We start from the raw sequence: 19,361 nt of genomic DNA, 5'->3' as shown, positions 1-19,361 counted from the left end.
ATCTTGTTACAATATAAACACTACCTATGGAGCATCTATGTTGACGCAGAATACCATTCCACTTGGTAAGACCAGTATGCTAGGGGCTATCCGCCCAAAATAAAACAAGTCGAAAGATGAAGTTTACCAAAGTATCCCCCATTCTTTCGACTTATATGAAGAGTTTCTGAGATGTTAAGGCAAGCTTACTTAACGGCAGAAATCACTTTCGAAGACAGATCGTCGCTCGGGCTTGCGTACAATACCGCATTAGCATCAACAACTAGATCGTAGCCTTCACGCTTGGCCACATCCTGAATCGCAGTACGCAGCTTCTGAACCAGCTTCTGCTCTTCTTCTGCACCACGGCGGCGCTGATCTTCTTGCAGGGCTTGTGCCTTCAGCTTGTAATTCGACTCCAACTCCTGCATTTCGCGCTGCAGCTTGGTCTTCTCGCTTGAGCTCATCAGCTCGCCATCACGCTTGATTTTATCGACTTTGGTCTTCATGCGACCTTCGATGCCACGAAGCTCATCGATGCGATCTTTAAACTCATTGCGTAGCTTTTCAGACACATTATAACGCTGAGCCAGCTGCGCCATTGCCTGGCCAGTCGCCACATAACCCACCTTTTGTGCGGCTTCTGCAGCTTGGGCGTAAAATGACGACGATAGAATCACAAGGCTTAGGCCAGCCGCTTTCATCCACTGTTTCAAAGGGTATCTCCTCAAATATTTAGAATGTTCGACCAATGGTGAAGGTGAAGAATTCTTCATCATCACCCTCGTATTTCTTGATTGGCTTAGCAACCGAGAATACGAGCGGTCCCATTGGCGACATCCACTGTAGGGCTGCACCATAAGATGCACGAATCAAAGACGGATCGGAATAATCATTAATATACTTGCCTTCCGCACTGCTCGGTACATCATATTCCGTATCCCACACCGTACCGGCATCGACAAACACACTGGTACGAATTTGGTTGCGGACCTCATCAGACGCAAATGGCGTCGGGACGATCAGCTCCATACTGGCCAGTGCAACGGCATTACCACCAGCCGCGTCATCTGAACCAACATACGTATTGTTGTTACCGTCACCTGGATTTATATAGATGGCCTTAGGACCGACCGTGTTCGAGCGGAAACCACGCAGGGTCGAGAAACCACCGGCATAGTAGTTTTCATAGAACGGCAACAGCTGATCACTGCCGTTATCCGTCGTGCCGTAACCATTACCGTAACCCACCCGGCCACGCAGCAACAAGCTGTAGTCGTGGTCTTCGGTCAGCGGGAAGTACTGGCGCACATCATACTGGGCCTTGAAGTACTGGGCATCCGATCCCGGAATCGTCATCCGGAATGTCGCACGCTGGTGATTACCTGCGGTTGGGAAGTAGCCACGGTTGAGATTATTTCGGGTCCAGGATACCGACCAGTTGAAATCATCCAGCTCGATAACATTATCGCCTCGGTCAAAGCCGTGAATGCGCTTGAATTTCTCGATCTGAACGTATTCCTGGGTATTAGAGATCTTGTTGTGATCATAGCCCAAACCGAACTCGAAGAAGTTTAGCTCATCAAACGGGAAACCCCACGTCAGGCTAGCACCGTAGCTCTGGTTGGTATAGTCGGAGATGTTGGCGTCGGAGGCCTCAAACTCGTTGTAGTACACCTTACCACCCAAACTGATACCATCGAGCGTGAAATACGGATCACGGTACTCCAAGCTGACGTTTTTCTGGTAATCGTTCATCATCGCATTGATACCAAAACGATTACCGGTACCTAGGAAGTTATCCTGCTGGATACCCGCCTGGAAGCTGATCCCCGATTCGGTACCATAGCCAACACCAAAGTTGATGTTACCGGCATTGGCTTCTTTAACGCTGTATTGCAGATCAACCTGATCATCGGTACCCGGTACACGAACAGTCTGTACATCAACGGTTTCGAAGAAGCCGGTACGGCTCAAGCGCTCTTTACCACGCTCAACCGAGCGGGAGTTCAACCAGCTACCTTCCATCTGGCGCATTTCACGGCGCAAGACTTCATCTTTGGTCGAGGTGTTGCCCGAGAAACCGATGTTGCGGACATAGATACGCTTGCCAGGCTCAACGTTGACAATCAGCGCGACTTCTTGGTTGTCATCATCAAAATCAGGAATGGTATTGACCTGCGGGTAGGCATAGCCAAGCTCGCCGAGCTTGCGCTTGAGCGCCTCCTCCAGTGCAGTCACTTCAGCACCGTTGTAGACATCGCCACCTTCGATAGCAACCAGAGATTCCAACTCAGCGCTCTTGCCCAGCAAGTCACCGCGCAATTCTACGTTCTTGATTTTGTACTGCTCACCCTCATCAACTTTCAGGGTGATATAGACCCCTTTCTTGTCCGGAGAGATGGCAACTTGAGTCGAATCAAGACGGTACTTGAGATAACCATTGTTGAGGTACATCGAGCGCAGGGTCTCCAAGTCCCCTGCCAGCACCTGCTTCTGGTATTTCTTGTCAGCAAAGAAATTCCACCACGATACTTCAGACTGAAGCTTGAATTTGCCGCGTAGTTCTTCATCGCTGAACACATCATTACCGATGAAGTTGATCTGCTGGATTTCAGCCGAGACCCCTTCGGTAAACACAAACTTCAGGTCGGCTCGGTTACGCGGCAGCGGCGTCACAACCGCCTGTACTGTCGCGTTGTATTTACCGACACTGTAATAGAAGTCTTCCAACCCTTTTTCAATTTTGCTCAGGGTCGTACGGTCAAGCGATTCGCCGACACGAATACGGGAAGCGTCGAGGTTCTCCTTCAGCTGCTCTTCCTTGATAGCCTTGTTGCCAGAAAAGGTAATACTGGCAATCGTCGGACGCTCCTGCACCTGCACCAACAAGGTGTCTCCATCGCGGAAAACTTGGATATCCTCGAAATTACCCGACGCAAACAGCGACTGGATCATCTCGGAAATATCACCCTCATCGACATTGTCCCCAACCCTTACCGGCATTTGGAGCAATGCGGCACCGAGCGTCACACGCTGGAGGCCCTCAAAGCGGATATCGTCTACTACAAATTGTTCCGCACTCTGCGCAACACTACTGCCTAGCAGTAGCGATGCGACCAACAGTTTTTTCATCGCCATTACTGTTCTGATTATTCCTTGCTAAAACGCTCTTATTAAAGGCGGGTAAAATCATTGAATAGCGCCACAGCCATTAATGCAACCAAAATAGCTGAGCCCACTCTATAGCCTATATCCTGAACACGTTCAGAAACAGGACGACGTGTTACCGCTTCGATGGCAAAAAACATCAAATGTCCACCATCCAATACCGGCAGCGGCAACAGATTGACAATCCCCAGATTGACACTGATCAAGGCCAAGAAACCCAGGAAGTACACCACACCGTAGTCGGCGGTCATCCCTGCTCCTTTGGCAATCGAGATCGGGCCACTCAAATTTTTCATTGCCACATCACCGGTCACCAACTTGGTCACCATATCAAAGGTCAATGTGACTAGCTGCCAAGTTTTTTCGGCAGCCTTACCCACCGCCTCAATCGGTCCATACTGCAAATTAATGCGGTAAGATTCAGGCCATGGTTCGACTTTCGGTGCAAACCCTGCATAACCTACCTGCTCTTCACCCGCCTCTTTCGCCGCTGGGGTCAGTGACAGTACAACCGGCTCACCGCCACGCAATACTTCCATTTCCAGCGCCTGCTGAGGATGGGAACGCACGGCATCAACCACTTGCTGCCAGTCGGTCACGCTTTCCCCGTCGATTGCAATAATTTCGTCATTTAAACGTAAACCGGCGGAAATTGCTGCTCCGTCTTCCACAAGTTGTGAAATGACCAGAGTAATTTTAGGCGAGTATGGTGTGATCCCCAATGTGGTAAGCACGCGCTCACTTTCCGGGTCAAACGACCAGCTAGACAAGTCGAGTTGCTTCTCGATTTCGTAGCTGGTGCCTGGCTCGGTAACCGTCAGCACCATCTCTTTATCGCCAATGTGGGAAATCATCGCCATATTAACGGATTCCCAATCAGCGGTTTTGATTCCTGAAATGGTCTTTAGTTCCATTCCACTTTCAATTCCTGCCTCAGCAGCAATCGATTGTGGCGCGATTTCACCAATTACCGGCTTCACAGCAGGCACACCAATCAGGTAAACAACCCAGTAAGCGACAATAGCAAACAAGAAGTTAGCCAAAGGCCCGGCAGCGACGATGGCACTGCGCTGCCATAGTTTCTTGTTATTGAACGCCATGTGGCGACGGTGTGAATCAACCGGCTCGACGCGCTCGTCGAGCATTTTGACATAGCCCCCCAAAGGGATCATGGCCAGGGTATATTCGGTACCGTCCTTGCCTACTTTGCGCCAAAGGGCCCTGCCAAAGCCAATAGAGAACTTCTCGACATAAACCCCACAACGGCGTGCAACCCAGAAATGCCCATATTCGTGTACAGCAATCAGTATCCCGAGAGCGAGTAGAAATGCGCCTAGGTTCCACAATATTCCTGTCATAACGATACCTTACGTATTACTTCCTGTGCCAAGACTCGGGTCATTCTATCTAGCTCAATAACGCTTTCCAAGTCGGTTGGCTCAACCAGTGAGGCAGACTCCAACACCTGGCTATTCACCTTGGCTATATCGGTAAAGCCAAGGCGCTTATCCAAAAACGCCGCAACGGCCTCTTCATTGGCCGCATTAAGTGCTGTTGTCGCCGCCTGGCCGCTAAAACAGGCATCCATCGCCAGCTTCAAGCACGGATAGCGCGCAAAGTCGGGCTTGAGGAAGGTAAATTCACCGACCTGACTGAAATCCAATGGCGCAACACCCGCATCCACTCTTTCAGGATAGGACATTGCACAGGCAATCGGGGTTCTCATATCGGGTAACCCCATCTGGGCCAGTACCGAGCCATCTTTATACTGCACCATCGAGTGGATAACAGATTGCGGGTGGATAATCACATCCATCTGCTCGCGTGAAGCATTGAACAGCCAGCGCGCTTCGATAAACTCCAAGCCCTTGTTCATCATAGTGGCCGAGTCGACCGAAATTTTCGGCCCCATCGACCAGTTCGGGTGGGCAATCGCCATCGCCGGCGTTACGGCTGCCAGCTCCCTGATATCGGTATAACGGAACGGGCCGCCAGAGCCGGTCAGTAAGATTTTACTCACCCCCGCAGCGTCGAGATCGCAGTAGCCCATCGCACGCTGGACTTGCGCCGGCAGGCTTTGGAAGATGGCATTGTGCTCACTGTCTACCGGCAGCAACTCGGCACCGTATTCACGGCAGGCATCGATAAACATCTGCCCGGACATCACCAGGGCTTCTTTGTTGGCCAGCAGGATACGCTTACCCGCCTTGACGCCGGCCATCGTCGGCATCAAGCCAGCCGCACCGACAATCGCCGCCATCACGGTATCAACTTCATCGAGTGACGCAACCTGGCACATCCCGGCTTCACCAGCCAGCACTTCGGTCGCCACACCTTGTTGCTTTAGCAGTATGCGCAATTGCTCTGCCGCACTTTCCGAGGCCATTGCCGCGTACTTCGGCTGCCACTGGCAGCACAGCTCGAACATTTTCTGGCTATTGCTGCCTGCCGCGAGGGCTACAACATCAAACAACTCGGGATTTTGTGCAGCAACAGCCAATGTGCTGCTCCCTATAGATCCCGTCGCACCAAGAATCGTTAACTTACGCATACTATCACTTAACAACAAACAATCATTGACTGGCCAATTGAGCATGGCACTCAAGCCGGCAGCAAACAAGTAAGTAATGACTTACACTGCCGGCATGAAATAGAAAGCTGGCTTACACCAGCCATAAATACAGTAGGGCAAAAACAGGAAGGGCGGCTGTCAGGCTATCGATACGGTCAAGAATACCGCCGTGGCCAGGCAGGATATTGCCGCTGTCTTTGATACCAGAGACACGCTTGAACATGCTCTCGACCAAATCGCCCAGTACCGAAGCCACCACAGTGACAACTGCAATCAACAGCAGACTGGACAAGCTCGCAAATGGGATCCCCATCAATGCAGCGCCGCCCCAGGTCACCGCGACGGCCAGTAAGGCACCGCCAACCAGCCCTTCAATGGTCTTGTTCGGGCTTACCGCCGGGGCCATCTTGTGTTTACCAAAACGCTTACCGGAGAAATACGCACCGGTATCTGCGGCCCATACCAAGAAGCACACCAACATCACCAGTTTGGCGCCATGGTATGGGTTATCAAGGTAATTTACCGCACGGAGCATCAAGACGCTCCAGAAGAAAGGTAGCAAGGTCAACAAGCCAAAGAGGTGCTTTAGAGGGGGGGCCGAAGACCAGTACTTGGTGCTATTCGGATAGCTAATGGCCAATGCCGAGGCGACAATCCACCATAAGCCGCCAATCAGTAGCATCGACTGGTGGGAGGTTGCCAGCGCTGACAACGTCTCGACATCGGTTGGCATAAACACCAGTGAAGCCAACATGGCCGCCACCGGAAGAGCCATCGCTACTAGACGCGATTTTGTTTCAACAAATTGTGTCCACTCCCAGAAACCCAACAGGGTAATAGCCGCAAGGGCGGCAATGAAAGCAGGAAAAGGCAAAAGGAAAATTCCTGCGATAACCAAGGGAGCGAGAATGACTGCGGTAATAATACGTTGCTTAAGCAAACTGCGTCCTCTCATTTTTCTATTGTGACCGTGCCCAACGGCGACGGTGTTTCGGGTAATCCAGTTACCAGTAAAAAAGGCATCGAGACCATAGCCAGATGCCCTATAAAATACATAATCCTGTCAGCGCCGACGAGCGAAAAGTTACTTACCCATCAACGCTTGGATTTGTTCACCCGTACAGCCAAAGCGACGTTCCCGGTTAACAAACCATGTAACAGCCTCGACGAGACTATCTTCATCGAAATCCGGCCAGTGCTGTTCGGTAAAGTAAAGCTCTGCGTAAGCCGTCTGCCACAGCATGAAATTACTGATTCGGCATTCCCCGCTGGTGCGGATCAAGAGATCAACATCGGGTTGGCCGGCTGTGGATAATCCTGAAGCCAGCATGTCTTCAGTGATATCTGACTCTGTGAGTCCTTGCTCAGTTGCTTGCTGAACAAGTTGCTTTGCAGCCTGTAAAATATCCCATTGGCCGCCATAATTAGCTGCCACGTTCAGCACCAAGCCGGTATTGTCGGCAGTCAATGCTTCTGCATCTGCGATTTTTTTCTGCAAGCGCTCGCTGAACCGGCGGGTATCACCAATAATCCGCAAGCGAATATTGTTCTTGTGCAGGCGCTTCACTTCACGACTGAGCACAGTCATGAACAATTCCATCAGCAAAGAGACTTCGTCTTCGGGGCGGCGCCAGTTTTCACTGCTAAACGCAAACAGTGTGACACACTGGATCCCCAGGCGACTTGCGGTCGAGACAGTCTTACGTACGGCTTCAACGCCGGCCTTGTGGCCAAACACTCGAGGCTTGCCCTTGGCTTTTGCCCAGCGTCCATTACCGTCCATAATCACGGCAACGTGCTTTGGCAAACTGTCAGTGCCAAGTGCAGTGTCGATTGTATGCTCTGCCATACATCTCCCTCAAAAAAAAGCGCTGTGCTGCACGCACAGCGCCCTAAACCATATCAAGCAATTGAAATTAAGGCGAAGCCTTAAACTTCCATTAGCTCTTTTTCTTTCGCTTCTAGGATCACTTCGATGTCCTTAACCGCTGCATCAGTCAGCTTCTGGATATCGTCCTGTGCGCGACGGTCGTCATCTTCAGAGATTTCTTTGTCTTTCAGCAGTGCTTTCACGTCTGCGTTTGCGTCACGGCGGATGTTACGTACAGCAACACGGCCCTGCTCAGCTTCTGCGCGAACGATCTTAACCAGATCACGACGACGCTCTTCTGTTAGCGGTGGCAATGGAACGCGAATAACAGTACCGGCTGACATTGGGTTCAGGCCCAGGTCAGACATCATGATCGCTTTTTCCACTTTCTGCGTGAGCTCTTTGTCGAAAACAGTGATCGCTAGAGTGCGAGAGTCTTCAGCAACAACGTTTGCAAGCTGCTTAAGCGGCGTGTTTGCTCCGTAGTACTCAACGTAGATAGTATCTAGCAGGCTTGGGTGTGCACGGCCAGTACGTACTTTAGCCAACTGGTTTTTCAGCGCTTCAACGCTTTTGCCCATGCGCTCTTGCGCATCTTGTTTGATTGCATCAATCACGATTAATACCCTTAATGATTCGGTAAAGACGGGAGCCTAGTCGCTCCCGATAAGAATAAGTGGCGTCACTTACTCGCAAGACTTAGTCGTTAGAGATCAACGTACCTTCCTGCTCACCCATTACCACACGGCGCAGGGAACCAGGTTTGTTCATGTTGAACACGCGAATTGGCATGCTGTGGTCGCGAGCAAGCGTAAATGCGGCCAAATCCATCACTTTCAGTTCTTTCTCAAGAACATCTTGATAGCTTAGCTTATCATAAAGAACAGCATCTGGGTTCTTAACTGGGTCATCTGTGAACACACCGTCAACTTTTGTCGCTTTCAGTACCACATCGGCTTCGATTTCAATACCGCGCAGGCACGCTGCAGAATCGGTTGTGAAGAACGGGTTACCGGTACCGGCAGAGAAAATTACCACGCGGCCCTGGCGAAGCTGGCTGATCGCATCAGCCCAGTTGTAGTTGTCACAAACGCCGTTCAAAGGAATTGCTGACATTACTCGAGCGTTCACATAGGCACGGTGTAGCGCATCACGCATTGCCAAGCCGTTCATCACGGTTGCAAGCATACCCATGTGATCGCCCACAACTCGGTTCATACCTGCTTCAGCTAGGCCTGCACCACGGAACAGGTTACCACCACCGATAACAAGGCCAACTTGTACACCTAGTTCAATCAGTTCTTTGATTTCCTGAGCCATGCGGTCAAGAACTTGTGCATCAATACCAAAACCTTCCTCGCCCTGCAGTGCTTCCCCACTGAGTTTGAGCAGAATACGTTGATAAGTCGGTTTAGGATTCGTGGTCATTAGTTTACCTTCCAGGCTTACAAATATAGATACGGAGTTGTAAAAAGACCGCAGCCTAGGCTACGGTCTTTGGAGTTCTTAGCAAGAAGGATTAACCCTTCTGTACTGCTGCTACTTCTTCAGCGAAGCTCATTTCTTGAGCTTTCTCGATACCTTCACCCACTTCTAGGCGGATGAAGTTAGAAACTGTAGCGCCTTTCTCTTTAAGGATGTCGCCAACAGACTTCTTAGGTTCCATGATGAATGGCTGACCTGTTAGAGAGATTTCGCCTGTGAATTTCTTCATGCGGCCAACAACCATCTTCTCTGCGATTTCAGCTGGCTTGCCTTCGTTCATCGCGATTTCAACCTGAACCTGACGCTCTTTTTCAACTACGTCTGCAGGTACATCTTCTGGGTTTACGAACTCAGGCTTAGAAGCAGCTACGTGCATAGCGATGTGCTTCAGAGTTTCTGCGTCGCCGTTACCAGCTACAACAACACCGATGCGGTCGCCGTGACGGTAAGAAGAGATGTTCTCGCCTTCGATGAACTCAACGCGACGGATAGAGATGTTCTCACCGATCTTAGCAACTAGCGCTACGCGAGTTTCTTCGAACTTAGCCTGAAGAGCTGCAACGTCTAGGCGCTCAGCTAGAGCTGTTTCTAGAACTTCGTTAGCGAAAGCTAGGAAGCTTGCATCTTTAGCAACGAAGTCAGTCTGGCAGTTAACTTCAAGAAGAGCTGCAACACCGTTCGCGTCTTTGATTAGGATTGTACCTTCAGCAGCAACGTTACCTGCTTTCTTAGCAGCTTTAGCAGCGCCGCTCTTACGCATGTTTTCGATCGCTAGCTCGATGTCAGCGTTAGCTTCAACAAGCGCTTTTTTACATTCCATCATGCCTGCGCCAGTACGTTCACGCAGTTCTTTAACTAGGGCAGCTGTAACTGTTGCCATTGTTATATCCTCAGTTTTGAATACTTGGTGTAAAAATCAGGGGCCATGATCGGCCCCTGGTAACCATTCTTAGTTTACACAAGGTAACTTAAGATGCTCAAAGGAGCGCGGCTATTATTCAGCTTCTACGAAACCGTCTTGCTCAGCTTGAGCAACGATGTCTTGGTTGCGGCCTTCAGTAACAGTCTGAGCAACAGCACCAGTGTAAAGCTGGATAGAGCGGATTGCGTCATCGTTACCTGGGATAACGAAGTCAACGCCGTCTGGGTTAGAGTTAGTATCTACAACAGCAAATACTGGGATACCCAGGTTGTTCGCTTCTTTGATTGCAATGTGCTCGTGATCAGCATCGATTACGAACATAGCGTCTGGTAGGCCGCCCATGTTCTTGATACCGCCTAGAGACTTCTCAAGCTTCTCCATTTCACGAGTACGCATTAGCGCTTCTTTCTTGGTTAGCTTGTCGAAAGTACCGTCTGTAGACTGAGTTTCAAGATCTTTTAGACGCTTGATTGACTGACGAACAGTTTTCCAGTTAGTCAGCATACCACCCAACCAACGGTTGTTTACGTAGTACTGGTCACAGTTAACTGCAGCTTCTTTGATAGATTCGCTGGCTGCACGCTTAGTACCAACGAAAAGGATCTTGCCCTTGCGAGCAGCAATCTTGTTGATTTCTGCTAGAGCGTCGTTGAACATTGGTACAGTCTTCTCAAGGTTGATGATGTGCACCTTGTTACGAGCACCGAAGATGAATGGCTTCATCTTAGGGTTCCAGTAACGAGTTTGGTGACCGAAGTGAACACCAGCCTTAAGCATGTCGCGCATTGATACAGTTGCCATTGAATATTCCTCTATGGGGTTAGGCGTCCACATATCCCATCTTACCGACCCAGACAACGCCATGGGCGTTACAGCTTCGCGAAAAACTGCTGGGCACCCCGGAAGATGTGCCGATATGTGTGAGTGATTAATAAAAGTTTAGTGCAATCGACGTAAATGAATCGAAATCCAATTACCCGATTACGGCGCGCTTTATACCATATTTTCGCAACCAAAATCCAGCACCAATATCTTCAATTCAGTGATTGTGCCGAATCTTGGTTTCCATCCAGCCCCCTCACTGTTACCATGTAAAGAAGAGGTAACAATCAAACAGAGAAGATTGAATGAGCATCAAGATCAAAACGGCTGAAGAGATCGAAAAAATGCGCGCTGCCGGCCGTTTGGCCGCTGAAGTGCTGGAAATGATCGAACCTCACATCAAAGAAGGTGTGACGACAGATGAACTTAACCAAATCTGTCATGATTATGCGTTGGAGAAAGGCGCCTACTCGGCCCCGCTTGATTACCACGGTTTTCCAAAATCTATCTGTACGTCTATCAACCACATCGTGTGCCACGGCATCCCTGCCAGCCAGGATGAGATGGGTAGCAACGGCCAGCTAAAGCCTGCGGTACTGAAAAACGGCGATATCATCAACGTTGATATCACGGTGATCGTCCCGAATGACGAAAACGCCGACCTAAGCGTCCGCCCTGCAGGCTACCATGGCGACACATCAAAAATGTTCCTGGTCGGTGATGTTTCACCAGCAGACAAACGCCTGTGCCGCGTGACCCAAGAAGCGCTTTACGTTGGTATGCGTAAAGTGAAACCGGGTGCCCGCGTGGGTGATATCGGCACCGCGATCGAGAAATTCATCAAGGACAACAACAAGAAGAATCCACTGAACAAGTATTCGATTGTTAAGGATTTCTGTGGCCACGGTATCGGCAGCGAGTTCCACGAAGAGCCGCAGGTGGTTCACTACCGCAACGGCGACCGTACCGTGCTCAAAGCGGGTATGTGTTTCACCATCGAACCGATGATCAATGCCGGTAAGTTCGGCTGTACGGTTGATGCTCAGGATGATTGGACGGTCTACACCGGTGACGGCAAGAAGTCAGCCCAGTACGAGCACACTATTGTTGTCACTGAAACGGGCTGTGAAGTACTGACCCTGCGCAGCGATGACACGATTCCACGCCTGATGAACAACTAAGCCGTGCATAGCATGACTTAATCTGTTGCAGAGCCGACCTTTGGGTCGGCTTTTTTATTGCTATCAGTCCCGACCGTGATAGGGTTATACCAAGAGTAATGACTATGCATGGACGGCAATGACAGATCCTATTTCTCACCCAGAGACCGAACAGGTTGATCCGATGGCACCCGAACAACTTCGCCTCGAGCTCGACCAGTTTACCGACAACCAGAAAGCCCAATTTCTGGCCCATGCCCCGGTGACCAATTTAGTCGAAGCCCGCTCCCGTTATATTGATCACCTGCTTGAGCGATTGTGGCAGCATTTCGGCTTGACGACTCACCCGACCCTAGCGCTGGTCGCTGTCGGCGGCTACGGCCGTGGTGAACTGCACCCGCTATCGGATGTCGACATCCTGATCTTGAGCCAAACGCCCATCGATGACAGCACCGGCAATACCGTCAGCGCCTTCCTCACCCTGTTGTGGGATCTCAAGCTTGATGTCGGCCACAGTGTGCGCAGCATCGATGAGTGCATCAATATCGGCCAGGATGATCTGACCGTCGCGACCAACTTGCAGGAATCGCGCTGGCTGTGCGGCAATCATGATACCTTCCAACAGCTAGAGGAGCGCTTGAACGACGGCAGTTTCTGGCCCAGTGAGCAGTTTTACCAGGCCAAGCTGGACGAGCAGAAAACCCGCCATGCCCGCTATCACGATACGACCTATAACCTTGAGCCGGATATCAAATCCAGCCCGGGTGGCCTGCGTGATATCCATACCCTGAGCTGGGTGGCCCGTCGTCACTTTGGTGCCACCAGCCTGCTGGAAATGAGCCGTTTCGGCTTTTTGACCGACGCCGAATACCGCGAGCTGGTCGAATGCCAGGACTCCCTGTGGCGGATCCGCTTTGCCCTTCACTGCGAGTTGCGCCGTTACGACAACCGCCTGACCTTCGGCCACCAAGCCTCCGTCGCCGAACTGCTCGGCTACCAAGGAGAAGGAAACCGCGGGGTAGAAATGATGATGAAGGATTTCTACCGCACCCTGCGCCGTGTCGCCGAGCTCAATAAGATGTTGCTACAGCTGTTTGACCAAGCGATCCTCAACAAAGGCACCTCTCCGGAGCCTGTAGTGCTTGATGAAGATTTCCAGCTGCGTGGCCACTTGATCGAAGCCACCAAACCGGCACTGTTCCAGGCCCGGCCGGAAACTATCCTCGATATGTTCCTGCATATTGCCCGCAACTCGCAAATAGAAGGGATTGCCGCCCCGACTTTGCGACAACTGCGTACCGCACGACGCCGGCTCAACCGCTTCCTGATCGAGATCCCTGCTGCACGGGAAAAGTTCATGGAGTTGGTTCGCCAGCCAAACTGCCTGCTGCGCGCGTTCAAGTTGATGCACCGTCATGGTGTGCTCTCTGCCTACCTACCGCAGTGGAGCCAAATCGTCGGCCAGATGCAGTTCGACCTGTTCCATGTCTATACCGTTGATGAGCATACTGTCCGGCTACTCAAGAACATCAACAAGTTTAGTGATCCAGCAAACCGTGACCGCCACCCGATCTGCTGCGAAGTCTACCCGCGCGTCAGCAAGAAAGAGCTCCTGCTGCTGGCGGCAATCTTCCATGACATTGCCAAGGGCCGGGGCGGCGATCACTCCGAGCTCGGTGGCGTCGATGCCTATGAATTCTGTATCCAGCATGGGCTGTCCAAGCCCGAGGCCAACTTAGTCAAATGGTTGGTTAACCAGCACCTGCTGATGTCAGTAACCGCCCAGCGCCGCGATATCTACGATCCGGAAGTGATCACCGAATTTGCCAAGGAAGTGCGAGACGAAGAGCGGCTGGATCACCTGATTTGCCTGACCGTGGCCGATATCTGCGCCACCAACCAGGAGCTGTGGAATAGCTGGAAGCGTACCCTGCTGGCTGAATTATACTACTCCACCCAGAAAGCCCTGCGCCGCGGATTGGAAAACCCGCCAGATATGCGCGAGCGGATCCGCCACAACCAACAGATGGCCTCGGCCCTGCTGCGCAGCGAAGGTTTTGCCCCGCGGGATATCGAAGTCTTGTGGCAACGCTTCAAAGCCGACTATTTCCTGCGTCACACCCACAAGCAAATCGCCTGGCATGCTGAAGCGATCCTCAAGCACGAGGATCACAGCAAGCCACTGATCCTTATCAGTCAGAAGCCGACCCGCGGTGGTACCGAGGTATTCGTGTATTGCCAGGATAAACCCAAGCTGTTTGCCATCGTGGTTTCCGAACTGGACAAAAAGAACCTCAGTGTTCACGATGCCCAAATCATGACCAGCAAAGACGGGTTTGCGCTCGATACCTTTATGGTGCTAGATCCAACCGGTAAAGCGCTGGGCGAGAACCGCCACCAGACCGTCCGCCGGGCGCTGGTCAATGCCCTGACCCATATGAAGTCCGATCGCAAGAAAAAGCGGCCGCCATACAAACTGCAGCACTTCAACGTCAAAACCAAGGTGGATTTCCTACCAACGAAATCGGGTAAGAAAACCATGATGGAGTTGGTGGCGCTGGACATGCCAGGCTTACTGGCCCGTGTCGGCTCAGTATTTGCCCGCCAGGGCATCAGCCTACAAGCGGCCAAAATCACCACCATCGGCGAACGAGCCGAGGACTTTTTCATCGTCACCAACCAGGACGGCGAACAACTCAACGAAGAACAACAAGAACAGCTTAGAGACGCTCTGATTGCGCGTTTGGAAAAGAAATGATCCCATCGGAGGGCTAGCCAGTCTGGCCCGACCGTTAAACTGCCTTTGGTAGTATTACATTAATTTTAAAACCAATAACAATTTCAATATCCATAACAGCAGAAGTACGAGGCCAATATGTACCCAAACCTCACCGCCATCGGCATCGAAAAGCCGGACACCATTGAACGCTACAGCCTGCGGCAGGAAGCCGCCAACGACATTTTGAAGATCTACTTTGCCAAGCAGAAAGGTGAGTTGTTCGCCAAAAGCGTGAAGTTTAAATTTCCCCGCCAGCGCAAGTCCGTGATGGTGAACAGCGGTAGCCGGGAGTACAAGGAAGTCACCGAGATCAACCGCACCCTGACCTTTATCATCGATGAGCTCGATCGCATCACCAACAAGAAGCACAGCGAAGTCGATATCAAGAAAAAGATCCTCAGTGACCTGCGCCACCTGGAGCAGGTGGTAAGCCACAAGATCGCCGAGATCGAGGCGGATCTGGAAAAGCTGAAGTGATCGCCCCTATCATTTAGCTTATTGCCACAGAAGATTACATGGAAAAAGCGCAGTTGCCGCTCCAACCCGCTAGTGCTTGCGGGTTGGATTTAAGTTCTAAGCCGCATCTGCCTGCTTGGCCCAGCCCTCAAGCCAAGGCATCGCTACTTCCAGCGCATCGAAGTTGACACAGGCATCAACATCCAGCCGTTCCGTCAGCGGCTTAGCCTGGAGCTGAACCAACAACTCATCAAATTGCCGTCCCCCACCACAAAATCGATCTTCGCCATAGCTAGAATCACCGAGGGCGATGACCCCGTAACGAAGCTGGGGCATCAAGGGAAAGGTATCGTTGAGTGCCTGGTAAAGTGGCAGTAAATTATCGGGGATCTCGCCCTGACCAGTCGTTGACGATACCACCAGCGCCAGATCCTGCTGGTAACCGAGAAACTCTTCCAAGGTTGGCTCCAAAAACAACTCGACCTGATGGCCAGCCTCAACCAAATAGCGCTCTACCTCTTGGGCAACCTCCTCAGCCCCGCCGAACACAGAGCCGACAAACACACCGATCTTCGCCATCATCCAACACCATCCTTTGTGTTAACTACGTTACTTAACTGTGGTCTTTGAAGAGGTTAGATGCAAGTTTATTGGCTATCTGACATTACAAAGCGCCCAAGTTACTGGACGCAGATGTTACGAAGCATCAGTTACGAAGCATCAGGCACCATCAAAGCCGGAGCCCAGCCGAAAGCATCCATCACCCGCATCCACGCCTCGTCAACACCGGCACGAATATCCAGTTGCTCGCCCGTCAGCGGATGTTGTAACTGAAGACGCGAAGCATGCAACATCAGGCGGCGACAGTCATAGTGTTCACGGAACATCCGGTTATGACGGCCATCACCATGGTTCACATCGCCGATAATATGATGGCTTAAGTGGTGCATATGGCGACGAAGCTGATGCTTGCGCCCAGTCTCCGGCTTCATCTCCACCAAGGTATAACGGCTAGTGGCATAGCGGCCAACCGGAATATCAGTTTCTACCTTGGCCAACGGCGCATAGGCGGTGATGGCCTCTTTGGCTTCTTTGTCTTGGTCAGCATCTTTATCGGCAATTTTATCCAGCTCTTCTTTGAGCGGGTAATCCAATACCGCCGCTTCTTTGACCCAGCCGCGAACCACTGCATGGTAGGTCTTTTTCACATCACGTCCGGCAAACATCGGCATCATCAGCGAGGCCGTTTCACTCGACAGGGCAAACAGTAGTACCCCAGATGTCGGTCGATCCAAACGGTGCACTGGGAACACGTGCTGGCCAATTTGATCGCGCAGGGTCTGCATCACGAACACAGTTTCATGGCGGTCGAGCCACGAGCGGTGTACCAGCATACCTGCTGGCTTGTTGACGGCGACCAGGTTTTCATCGCGATAAAGGATCTCGAGTTCCATCACTACTTACTCTTAAATAATTGGTCAAGTTCACGAGTAACCGCCAAGATAGCCGCCCGGCCCTTGGCTTCTTTCATCGCTTCCTCAACATAGGGGGAAATTTCAACGGCGGCAGGCAATGCCATATTCATTGCAACCATATGGCTGAGCTTGGGAATAAAGATCCACTGGAGCCATTGCTCGCAACGCAGGGTGTCAATGGCAAACGGCTGGCTGCTGCCGAGCGCCTCAACCGAGGGTTGTTCGGCCTCCCAATAATCATTTTCTTGCAGCACTGTAGTGAGTTTTTCCAATAACAGCTGGCAATGCTGGGCTCTATCCATCACGGGACCTCTACAATGATTATCTTCGAAATAAGGGATTGTCTGGATTTAGGCGGCGAAGGATACCACCTCCGAAGCGCCAGCCCAAGGTAACCATAATGGCTGCCGAGCGAGAAAGTGTCACGGCAACTGCACCGCAATAGGGTTTGGTATATACTCGTTGTCCTTGATTGAGGAGCACTGAGACTGCCCATGGATAATTTTCATACCCTTACCCAACTCTTAGACAACGCTGGCTGCCAGTACAAGATTTTCGATCTTGGCCGTCGGGTCAATGAGATCGACGTCGAGCAATTCAAGGCAGTGGAGGAAAACCGCCAGCCTTATCCATGGCCGCTGCAGCAGCATGCCCACCTGTCTATTTCATTCTGGCAAGCGGGCAATCCGCCGTGGATTTGGTTCCTGCGCTTGCCACTTGACGAGCGTGGCTTGCTCAAACAAGCCGCTGTCGGCGATTTCATCAAATATGTCATCGAAGCCATGGGCGCCACCCTCAATAGCACGCCGACCGAAGATGAGCAGGAGAAGCTGGCTGCCAATCCGTATACCTTCAAGCCAAGCGATGACAAGATGGCAATTTTCCACGCCCAGTTGCGTAGCCAGCTTGCCCTCTCTGCCAGCCAATACTACGAACAAGCCCAGCATTACCTGACAGGAGAGCTGGGATGGGACAAATGGCAAGGTGTTGGCCTGCAGGGACTGGCCGATGTCTGTGCCCGTATCAAGCACGAAAACAATGCCACCTTGCTGCGAAAAGCCATCAACAACCTGCCCCTGACCCCTTTGTATGCCTTGCTTGGCTGCCTCGAGCATTGCCAGCTACCGGAGCCTTTGGCTGCGCGCTTGGCCGAGCGCCTTGATGAGGAAACTGCAGTCGATACCCCGGATCTATTCTTGGTCGCGGCATTGATCCGCGCCATGTCAGGTGCCGAAGCATCGCTGCTTCGCCAACAGCTTGAAAAATTGTTGACCCAGCCTGAGCTTTGCCACCCGGAAGTCTTGGTCGCCGTTGCGGGCCGTTGTTGGAATGGTTTGGCCGATATCCAGGTAGCCACCACCTTCTTGCTACGCCTTGCCGAGGCCGGCGAGCAGGCACTGTTTAATCAGCTGTTTGCCGATTTGGTCATGCTGCCGATGCTGCGCGGGATCATGCTGCAGGTGCTGCATGGTCAGGCCGACCCAGCGCTGGTTGATGCCATCACCAAGCTTCAGCAACACGCCCGTAGCACTCAGTAACTTGATAGAACCTTTCCCCGGCCCATCCAGCCGGGGGAAAGTAAAAGGATATTTTGATATGGAGAATCTGCTGGGGATCTTGCTGCTGGCCATTGTTGGCTATCTGTTCTGGCAGCAGAGACGACAAACCGAGCTGGCCAATTACTTCATCAACCAGCGCTGCGAACACCTGGGGCTGCAACTGCTCAATACGGCAAGGGGAGAGCACCGCCTGCGTGATCGCAACGGCCGCTGGGGCTGGCATACTATTTATTTATTTGAGTTTTCCGCCGATGGCCAAGATGCCTACCAGGGGCACATTGTGATGAAAGGCTTCCACCCGTTGACGATCCATGTGCCGCCGCATAGGATGCCGGGAGAGTAAAAAAAGAACGGGCGCAACTTGCGTTGCGCCCTTAGGTCTTACATGCAGCCATCCTGCTACGATAGTGCTCCCTGCGACTGTCCTTGTTTTTCTAAATTCCTTAGCGGTAATCCCTAAACCCCATCCCCGGGTTGTCCTTGGTAGTTCCTTGACCCGTCGCGTTATCCCTGTGCGACTCTCTCATCCATCCTGGCGGTGTCCCTGCCTTCATCCTGAAGGGTTCCTAGAACTTATCCTTAAGTTGTCCTTTTGCTCTATCCTAGAGCGCTATCCTTAAGCCCCAATCCTTGAGGTGTTCCGGCTTATCCTAAAGCTGTCCTACTCATCCTGACGGCAATCATCCTGATCCCCGACGGTATCCATTCCGTGTCCGTGACTTCGTGTCTGCTAACGGCCTTGTTAGCACTGCCTTTCCTAGGCTTGCAGCATCCTTCTGCTTTCCAAATCCTGTGCCAACTCCCTGTCGACGAAGACCATATTACGCCCATTGCGATTTCATACAATTGACTATCAGACACCATGGTTCGAAAAAGATCATTCACCATAAAAATGCAACATTTAAGTACTTGATCTATATTTATAAAATCCAAGCGACCTACCGTTTCATCCAGTTCCGTTGTTAGTTAGTCTCACAGCTTTGTAAGAGATCTCTTACAACACAGCAAGGCCATAACTGCACCTCGTTTCACAAGGGTATTGTTCTGCGTTTCATTTGAGTTACAGAGATTAGCCCAAAATATGACAGCCTTGACCCTATAATATAGAGGT

The 19,361-nt window shown here is 51.6% G+C and carries 18 protein-coding genes; 5 read left to right on the top strand and 13 right to left on the bottom strand.

Annotated features, from left to right (window positions below; genetic code table 11):
• Nucleotides 1–185 precede the first annotated feature (185 nt).
• The 10 genes from R2X38_RS22345 to rpsB form a co-directional block, all read right to left on the bottom strand.
• Entirely contained in the window at nt 186–695 is a 510-nt protein-coding gene (locus R2X38_RS22345) for an OmpH family outer membrane protein (RefSeq protein ID WP_317524567.1), read from the bottom strand.
• Between the two features lie 19 nt (nt 696–714).
• Nucleotides 715–3,120, bottom strand: a complete 2,406-nt coding sequence (bamA, locus tag R2X38_RS22340; protein WP_317524566.1) for an outer membrane protein assembly factor BamA — start codon at nt 3,118–3,120, stop codon at nt 715–717.
• A 35-nt stretch (nt 3,121–3,155) separates the two neighbouring features.
• Nucleotides 3,156–4,508 carry a sigma E protease regulator RseP gene (gene rseP / locus R2X38_RS22335; protein ID WP_317524565.1) on the bottom strand — a complete coding sequence of 451 codons (1,353 nt, stop codon included), beginning with the start codon at nt 4,506–4,508 and terminating at the stop codon, nt 3,156–3,158.
• Nucleotides 4,505–5,701: a 1-deoxy-D-xylulose-5-phosphate reductoisomerase gene (gene ispC / locus R2X38_RS22330; protein ID WP_317524564.1), complete on the bottom strand. Its 1,197-nt coding sequence runs from the start codon at nt 5,699–5,701 to the stop codon at nt 4,505–4,507. Before ispC ends, rseP begins: the two co-directional genes overlap by 4 nt.
• 112 nt (nt 5,702–5,813) lie before the next feature.
• Complete coding sequence (locus R2X38_RS22325; protein ID WP_317524563.1) at nt 5,814–6,677, bottom strand: phosphatidate cytidylyltransferase; 864 nt, start codon at nt 6,675–6,677, stop codon at nt 5,814–5,816.
• 129 nt (nt 6,678–6,806) lie between these two features.
• Nucleotides 6,807–7,571, bottom strand: coding sequence for an isoprenyl transferase (locus R2X38_RS22320; RefSeq protein ID WP_317524562.1), 765 nt, complete (start codon nt 7,569–7,571; stop codon nt 6,807–6,809).
• A gap of 80 nt (nt 7,572–7,651) precedes the next feature.
• Nucleotides 7,652–8,209 (bottom strand): ribosome recycling factor, encoded by a 558-nt coding sequence (frr, locus tag R2X38_RS22315; protein WP_107301033.1) that lies wholly within the window; start codon nt 8,207–8,209, stop codon nt 7,652–7,654.
• An 82-nt stretch (nt 8,210–8,291) separates the two neighbouring features.
• Entirely contained in the window at nt 8,292–9,020 is a 729-nt protein-coding gene (gene pyrH / locus R2X38_RS22310) for a UMP kinase (RefSeq protein WP_222552711.1), read from the bottom strand.
• Nucleotides 9,021–9,111: 91 nt separating this feature from the next.
• Entirely contained in the window at nt 9,112–9,957 is an 846-nt protein-coding gene (gene tsf, locus R2X38_RS22305) for a translation elongation factor Ts (protein ID WP_317524561.1), read from the bottom strand.
• A 114-nt stretch (nt 9,958–10,071) separates the two neighbouring features.
• Complete coding sequence (rpsB, locus tag R2X38_RS22300) at nt 10,072–10,800, bottom strand: 30S ribosomal protein S2 (RefSeq protein ID WP_281026495.1); 729 nt, start codon at nt 10,798–10,800, stop codon at nt 10,072–10,074.
• A gap of 326 nt (nt 10,801–11,126) precedes the next feature.
• Here rpsB and map point away from each other — a divergent pair, with 326 nt between their 5' ends.
• The 3 genes from map (at nt 11,127) to R2X38_RS22285 (ending at nt 15,237) form a co-directional block, all read left to right on the top strand.
• On the top strand, nt 11,127–12,002 hold the full coding sequence (gene map, locus R2X38_RS22295; protein ID WP_317524560.1) for a type I methionyl aminopeptidase: 876 nt from the start codon (nt 11,127–11,129) through the stop codon (nt 12,000–12,002).
• Nucleotides 12,003–12,165: 163 nt separating this feature from the next.
• A complete protein-coding gene (glnD, locus tag R2X38_RS22290) occupies nt 12,166–14,739 on the top strand; it encodes a bifunctional uridylyltransferase/uridylyl-removing protein GlnD (protein ID WP_411185771.1) in 2,574 nt (857 codons plus the stop codon).
• A 117-nt stretch (nt 14,740–14,856) separates the two neighbouring features.
• On the top strand, nt 14,857–15,237 hold the full coding sequence (locus R2X38_RS22285; protein WP_317524558.1) for a DUF3461 family protein: 381 nt from the start codon (nt 14,857–14,859) through the stop codon (nt 15,235–15,237).
• Between the two features lie 96 nt (nt 15,238–15,333).
• On the opposite strand, the gene R2X38_RS22280 is transcribed toward R2X38_RS22285, so the two are convergent.
• The 3 genes from R2X38_RS22280 to R2X38_RS22270 all read right to left on the bottom strand — a co-directional run bounded on the left by R2X38_RS22280 (nt 15,334) and on the right by R2X38_RS22270 (nt 16,993).
• Nucleotides 15,334–15,798 (bottom strand): flavodoxin, encoded by a 465-nt coding sequence (locus R2X38_RS22280; RefSeq protein WP_317524557.1) that lies wholly within the window; start codon nt 15,796–15,798, stop codon nt 15,334–15,336.
• Between the two features lie 128 nt (nt 15,799–15,926).
• Nucleotides 15,927–16,670, bottom strand: a complete 744-nt coding sequence (gene truC, locus R2X38_RS22275; RefSeq protein ID WP_317524556.1) for a tRNA pseudouridine(65) synthase TruC — start codon at nt 16,668–16,670, stop codon at nt 15,927–15,929.
• A 2-nt stretch (nt 16,671–16,672) separates the two neighbouring features.
• Nucleotides 16,673–16,993 carry a YqcC family protein gene (locus R2X38_RS22270; RefSeq protein ID WP_317524555.1) on the bottom strand — a complete coding sequence of 107 codons (321 nt, stop codon included), beginning with the start codon at nt 16,991–16,993 and terminating at the stop codon, nt 16,673–16,675.
• Nucleotides 16,994–17,185: 192 nt separating this feature from the next.
• Here R2X38_RS22270 and R2X38_RS22265 point away from each other — a divergent pair, with 192 nt between their 5' ends.
• Nucleotides 17,186–18,229 carry a DUF3549 family protein gene (locus R2X38_RS22265; protein WP_317524554.1) on the top strand — a complete coding sequence of 348 codons (1,044 nt, stop codon included), beginning with the start codon at nt 17,186–17,188 and terminating at the stop codon, nt 18,227–18,229.
• A gap of 58 nt (nt 18,230–18,287) precedes the next feature.
• Nucleotides 18,288–18,593 (top strand): DUF3301 domain-containing protein, encoded by a 306-nt coding sequence (locus tag R2X38_RS22260; protein ID WP_317524553.1) that lies wholly within the window; start codon nt 18,288–18,290, stop codon nt 18,591–18,593.
• Nucleotides 18,594–19,361: the final 768 nt, after the last annotated feature.

It is taken from the genome of Photobacterium rosenbergii (genome assembly GCF_033022775.1).
Lineage (GTDB): Bacteria > Pseudomonadota > Gammaproteobacteria > Enterobacterales > Vibrionaceae > Photobacterium > Photobacterium rosenbergii_A.
Note: the sequence above shows the minus strand (reverse complement) of the source record. Positions and strands in the feature narration are given on the sequence as shown.

Bases quoted from the DNA above. Each gene is read 5' to 3' on its own strand.
- R2X38_RS22320 (WP_317524562.1), bottom strand. From the start codon at position 7,571: ATGGCAGAGCATACAATCGACACTGCACTTGGCACTGACAGTTTGCCA.
- R2X38_RS22260 (WP_317524553.1), top strand. From the start codon at position 18,288: ATGGAGAATCTGCTGGGGATCTTGCTGCTGGCCATTGTTGGCTATCTG.
- R2X38_RS22325 (WP_317524563.1), bottom strand. From the start codon at position 6,677: ATGAGAGGACGCAGTTTGCTTAAGCAACGTATTATTACCGCAGTCATT.
- truC (WP_317524556.1), bottom strand. From the start codon at position 16,670: ATGGAACTCGAGATCCTTTATCGCGATGAAAACCTGGTCGCCGTCAAC.
- rpsB (WP_281026495.1), bottom strand. From the start codon at position 10,800: ATGGCAACTGTATCAATGCGCGACATGCTTAAGGCTGGTGTTCACTTC.
- R2X38_RS22280 (WP_317524557.1), bottom strand. From the start codon at position 15,798: ATGATGGCGAAGATCGGTGTGTTTGTCGGCTCTGTGTTCGGCGGGGCT.
- pyrH (WP_222552711.1), bottom strand. From the start codon at position 9,020: ATGACCACGAATCCTAAACCGACTTATCAACGTATTCTGCTCAAACTC.
- bamA (WP_317524566.1), bottom strand. From the start codon at position 3,120: ATGGCGATGAAAAAACTGTTGGTCGCATCGCTACTGCTAGGCAGTAGT.
- rseP (WP_317524565.1), bottom strand. From the start codon at position 4,508: ATGACAGGAATATTGTGGAACCTAGGCGCATTTCTACTCGCTCTCGGG.
- glnD (WP_411185771.1), top strand. From the start codon at position 12,166: ATGGCACCCGAACAACTTCGCCTCGAGCTCGACCAGTTTACCGACAAC.
- tsf (WP_317524561.1), bottom strand. From the start codon at position 9,957: ATGGCAACAGTTACAGCTGCCCTAGTTAAAGAACTGCGTGAACGTACT.
- map (WP_317524560.1), top strand. From the start codon at position 11,127: ATGAGCATCAAGATCAAAACGGCTGAAGAGATCGAAAAAATGCGCGCT.
- R2X38_RS22285 (WP_317524558.1), top strand. From the start codon at position 14,857: ATGTACCCAAACCTCACCGCCATCGGCATCGAAAAGCCGGACACCATT.
- R2X38_RS22270 (WP_317524555.1), bottom strand. From the start codon at position 16,993: ATGGATAGAGCCCAGCATTGCCAGCTGTTATTGGAAAAACTCACTACA.
- R2X38_RS22265 (WP_317524554.1), top strand. From the start codon at position 17,186: ATGGATAATTTTCATACCCTTACCCAACTCTTAGACAACGCTGGCTGC.
- ispC (WP_317524564.1), bottom strand. From the start codon at position 5,701: ATGCGTAAGTTAACGATTCTTGGTGCGACGGGATCTATAGGGAGCAGC.